The organism is Mycobacterium sp. TH-M82, from assembly GCF_057473605.1.
The window spans coordinates 1-4,596 of sequence record NZ_JBYCKY010000203.1; the positions used below are offsets into that span (position 1 = coordinate 1).

Here is a 4,596-nt window from a genome sequence, read left to right on the forward strand (position 1 = left end):
GGCAGCGGGTGGTGATGTTTTACCGCTCGGCCAACTTCGACGAGGAGGTGTTCGACGACCCGTTCACGTTCAACATCTTGCGCGACCCCAATCCGCACGTCGGATTCGGCGGCACCGGGGCGCACTACTGCATCGGCACGCATCTGGCCCGGATGACGATTCAGCTGATCTTCGCTGCGATCGCCGACCACATGCCCGACCTGAAGTCCCTGGGCGAACCGGAACGGTTGCGCTCGGGCTGGCTCAACGGCATCAAACATTGGCAGGTCGACTACACCGGCAATGCCCCACAAGCGGGCGTTACTCCCGCCTCGGCCGCCCAGTAGGAGAACAGGTGGACTTCACTCTCGACCCCAGTCAGCAGGCGGTGTCCGATGTTGTTGCGGCAGTGCTGGACCGCGACAACAGCTTCGCGGCGCTGGTCGACGGCGGGGTGACCTCCCTTCCGGTGCCCGAACGGATGGGCGGCGACGGCCTCGGCCTGCCCGAGGTCGCGACGGCCCTGACCGAGATCGGCCGGCACGGCCTGATTGGTCCCGCGCTGGCCACCCTGGGTTTCGGTGTGGTACCGGTGCTTGACCTGGCTTCCGACCGGCAGCAGGACTGCCTGCTCGCCGGCGTAGCGACAGGCGCGGTGCTGACCGCTGCGATCAACGAGCCGGGTGTCGCCCTGCCCGAGCGGCCTGCGACGACGCTGTCCGGGGATCGGCTGTCCGGTACCAAAATCGGTGTGCCTTATGCGCAACAGGCCCAGTGGATGCTGGTCACTGCTGACGGCGGCGTCGTGGCGGTGTCGCCGAAGGCCGACGGTGTGCAGCTGGTCAAGACGCCCACCTCCAACGGGTCCGACGAATACGTCGTGACGTTCTCCGACGTCGCGATCGGCGACACCGAAATGCTGATCGGCGCGAGCGTCCACCGGGTCAACCAGCTGGCACTGGCGATGATCGGTGCTTATGGGGCCGGGCTGGTCGCCGGGGCGTTGCGGCTGACCGCGGACTATGTGGCCAACCGGCATCAGTTCGGCAAGCCGCTGTCCACCTTCCAGACCGTCGCGGCGCAGCTGGCCGAGGTGTACATCGCTTCGCGTACCATCGGTCTGGCCGCGAAATCGGTCGCCTGGCGGCTGGCCGAGGGACGACCGGTCGATGACGACTTGGCCGTGCTCGGTTACTGGCTCACATCGCAGGCGCCGCCGGTGATGCAGACCTGCCACCATCTGCACGGCGGGATGGGAATGGACGTCACCTATCCGATGCCGCGCTACTACTCCACGATCAAGGATCTGACCCGGTTGCTGGGCGGACCGTCGCATCGGCTCGAGTTGGTGGGGATCGCAAGCGCGGCGGAGCCGGGCGCAGCGGGTCGCCGCCCAGAAGACAGGGTGGGAGCGCAATGTTCATCGACCTGACCCCCGAACAACGGCAGCTACAAGCCGAACTGCGGCAATATTTTTCGAACTTGATCTCGCCCGAGGAGGCGAAGGAGCTGGAAGCCGACCGGCACGGCAAGGCCTACCGCGCCGTGATCCGCCGCATGGGCTCCGACGGCAAACTCGGTGTCGGCTGGCCAAAAGAGTTCGGGGGCCTGGGCTTCGGCCCGATCGAGCAGCAGATCTTCGTCAACGAGGCGCACCGGGCCGACGTTCCGCTGCCAGCCGTCACGCTGCAGACGGTGGGCCCCACCCTGCAGGTGTACGGCAGTGAGATGCAGAAGAAGAAGTTCCTGCCAGCGATCCTGGCCGGGGAGGTGCACTTCGCGGTCGGCTACACCGAGCCCGAGGCGGGCACCGACCTGGCGTCGCTGCGCACCACCGCGGTTCGCCACGGCGACGAATACATCGTCAACGGACAGAAGATCTTCACCACCGGCGGCCACGACGCCGAATATATCTGGCTGGCGTGTCGCACCGATCCGGACGCCGTCAAACACAAGGGGATCTCGATCCTGATCATCGACACGAAAAGCCAGGGCTACTCCTGGACACCGCTGATCTTGTCCGACGGCGCCCACCACACCAACACCACCTACTACAACGACGTCCGGGTCCCGGCGGAGATGCTGGTGGGCGAGGAGAACGGCGGATGGCGGCTGATCACCACCCAGCTCAACAACGAACGGGTGATGCTCGGCCCGGCGGGCCGATTCGCCGGCATCTACGACCGGGTGCACGCCTGGGCGTCCAAGCCGGGCGGTGACGGTGTCGTCCCGATCGACCACGACGACGTCAAACGTGCGCTGGGTGAGATCCACGCGATCTGGCGGATCAACGAGTTGCTCAACTGGCAGGTGGCCGCCGCAGGCGAGAACATCAACGTGGCCGACGCCGCCGCGACCAAAGTCTTCGGCACCGAGCGGGTTCAATACGTCGGCCGGCTTGCCGAGGAGGTCGTCGGCGAATACGGCAATCCAGCGGAACGAGACACCGCAGAGCTGCTGCACTGGCTCGACGTCCAGACCAAACGCAACCTGGTGATCACGTTCGGCGGCGGCGTCAACGAGGTGATGCGCGAGATGATCGCGGCCTTTGGGCTCAAGGTTCCGAGGGTTCCGCGGTGAGCGCCCAGGACCTCCGCGCCGGCATCGACAAGATCATCTCGGCCGGACCCAGCAAGCCGCGAGTCGGCCGGGATCCGGTGAACGAACCGATGATCCACCACTGGCTCGACGCGATCGGCGACAAAAACCCGATCTACGTCGATGTGCAGGCCGCCCAAGCGGCGGGTCATCCCGGCATCGTCGCCCCGCCCGCGATGATCCAGGTGTGGACGATGGCGGGCCTGGGCGGTGTGCGTTCCGACGACGACCCGCTGGGCCAGATCATCACCCTGTTCGATGACGCCGGATACGTCGGCGTGGTGGCGACCAACTGCGAGCAGACCTACCACCGCTACCTGCGCCCCGGTGAAGAGGTCACCGTCACCGCAGAATTGGCCGACGTCGTCGGCCCCAAGCAGACCGCCCTGGGCGAGGGCTACTTCGTCAACCAGAAAGTGATCTGGCAGGTGGGCGACGAGGATGTCGCCGAAATGAACTGGCGCATCCTGAAGTTCCGGCCGCGTGATGCCGATACGACGCTGGTGCCTGACGACCTCGACGCCGACGCGATGATGCGCCCGGCCGCATCGCGGGACACCGCATTCTTCTGGGACGGCGTCAACGCGCACGAGCTTCGCATCCAGCGCCGGCCCGACGGCAGGCTGCAGCATCCCCCGGTGCCCGCGATCTGGCAGGACAAGCAGGCGCCGATCGACTATGTCGTTGCCAGTGGCAGGGGCGCCGTGTTCAGCTTCGTGGTGCACCACGCCCCCAAAGTGCCGGGCCGCAGCCTGCCGTTCGTCGTCGCGCTGGTCGAGCTCGAGGAGGGGGTGCGTATGCTGGGTGAGCTCCGCAACGTTGATCCGGCGCGGGTACAGATCGGAATGGCAGTCCGGGCAACCTATATCGACGTTCCCGCCAACGACGTCGGCCCGGCCTGGACTTTGTACGCGTGGGAGCCGAACCTATGACGGTGCCGACAGAGCCGACAGAGCCGACGGTAGCGGTGGGCGTCAAGCTGCCTGAGTTCAAACTTTACGCGGACCCGACGTTCATCGTCTCTACTGCACTTGCCACCCGGGACTATCAGGACGTGCACCACGACCGGGACAGGGCTCAGGCCAAGGGATCCAAGGACATCTTCGTCAACATCCTCACCGACACCGGGCTGGTGCAGCGTTACATCACCGACTGGGCGGGACCGAACGCGGTGATCACGTCGATTTCGCTGCGGCTCGGTGTGCCGTGGTACCCCTACGACACGGTGACGTTCTCCGGTGAGGTTGCCGCCGTCGAGGACGATCTGATCACCCTGAATATCGTCGGGAGCAACAGCCTCGGCGATCACATCGTCGCCGGCGCAACGTTGACGATGGGAATTTCGTAATGTCGGTAGCGCTGTCGGGAAAGGCTGCGATCGTCGGGATCGGCGCCACCGACTTCTCCAAGGACTCCGGCCGCAGCGAGCTGCGGCTGGCAGCCGAGGCGACACTGGAGGCGTTAGCCGACGCCGGACTCACCCCCGCCGACGTCGACGGCATGGTCACCTTCACCATGGACTCCAACACCGAGGTCGCCGTCGCGCGGGCCACCGGGATCGGGGAGCTGAAGTTCTTCTCCAAGATCCACCACGGCGGCGGGGCGGCCTGCGCGATCATCCAGCAGGCGGCCATCGCGGTGACCACCGGGGTCGCCGACTGCGTTGTCGCATACCGGGCTTTCAACGAACGCTCGGGTGTGCGGTTCGGACAGGTGCAGGCCCGTCTGGTGGAGAATGCGGACTCGACGGGTGTCGACAACTCGTTTTCGTATCCGCACGGGCTGTCCACGCCCGCCGCCCAGGTGGCGATGATCGCCAAGCGGTACATGCACCTGGCCGGGGTGACCAGCCGCGACTTCGGTGCGGTGTCGGTCGCCGACCGCAAGCACGCCGCCAACAACCCGAAGGCGTACTTCTACTGCCAACCGATCACCATTGAGGATCACCAGAATTCGCGATGGATCGCCGAGCCGCTGCGGCTGCTGGACTGCTGCCAGGAGACCGACGGCGCCGTGGCG

Annotated in this window: 6 protein-coding genes; all 6 read left to right on the forward strand. The window is 66.1% G+C overall.

Features of this window, described 5'->3' with window-relative positions:
• Positions 1-326 (forward strand): cytochrome P450 (locus AC2VON_RS05970; RefSeq protein ID WP_486952113.1); only part of this gene is annotated, 326 nt, incomplete at its 5' end.
• An 8-nt stretch (positions 327-334) separates the two neighbouring features.
• On the forward strand, positions 335-1,411 hold the full coding sequence (locus AC2VON_RS05975; RefSeq protein WP_486952114.1) for an acyl-CoA dehydrogenase family protein: 1,077 nt from the start codon (positions 335-337) through the stop codon (positions 1,409-1,411).
• Positions 1,396-2,559: an acyl-CoA dehydrogenase FadE29 gene (gene fadE29, locus AC2VON_RS05980; protein WP_486952115.1), complete on the forward strand. Its 1,164-nt coding sequence runs from the start codon at positions 1,396-1,398 to the stop codon at positions 2,557-2,559. The genes AC2VON_RS05975 and fadE29 overlap by 16 nt, the downstream gene beginning before the upstream one ends.
• Positions 2,556-3,509 carry a bifunctional MaoC family dehydratase N-terminal/OB-fold nucleic acid binding domain-containing protein gene (locus AC2VON_RS05985; RefSeq protein WP_486952116.1) on the forward strand — a complete coding sequence of 318 codons (954 nt, stop codon included), beginning with the start codon at positions 2,556-2,558 and terminating at the stop codon, positions 3,507-3,509. The genes fadE29 and AC2VON_RS05985 overlap by 4 nt, the downstream gene beginning before the upstream one ends.
• The gene (locus AC2VON_RS05990; RefSeq protein WP_486952117.1) at positions 3,506-3,925 is read left to right on the forward strand and encodes a MaoC family dehydratase; all 420 of its coding nucleotides are present in this window, start codon (positions 3,506-3,508) and stop codon (positions 3,923-3,925) included. The genes AC2VON_RS05985 and AC2VON_RS05990 overlap by 4 nt, the downstream gene beginning before the upstream one ends.
• Positions 3,925-4,596: beta-ketoacyl-[acyl-carrier-protein] synthase family protein (locus tag AC2VON_RS05995; RefSeq protein WP_486952118.1), on the forward strand; the 672-nt coding region annotated here is incomplete at its 3' end. The genes AC2VON_RS05990 and AC2VON_RS05995, both read left to right, overlap by 1 nt.

What these genes read in the sequence shown, in the direction of transcription:
- fadE29 (WP_486952115.1), top strand. Translation starts at nt 1,396, where the DNA reads ATGTTCATCGACCTGACCCCCGAACAACGGCAGCTACAAGCCGAACTG.
- AC2VON_RS05990 (WP_486952117.1), top strand. Translation starts at nt 3,506, where the DNA reads ATGACGGTGCCGACAGAGCCGACAGAGCCGACGGTAGCGGTGGGCGTC.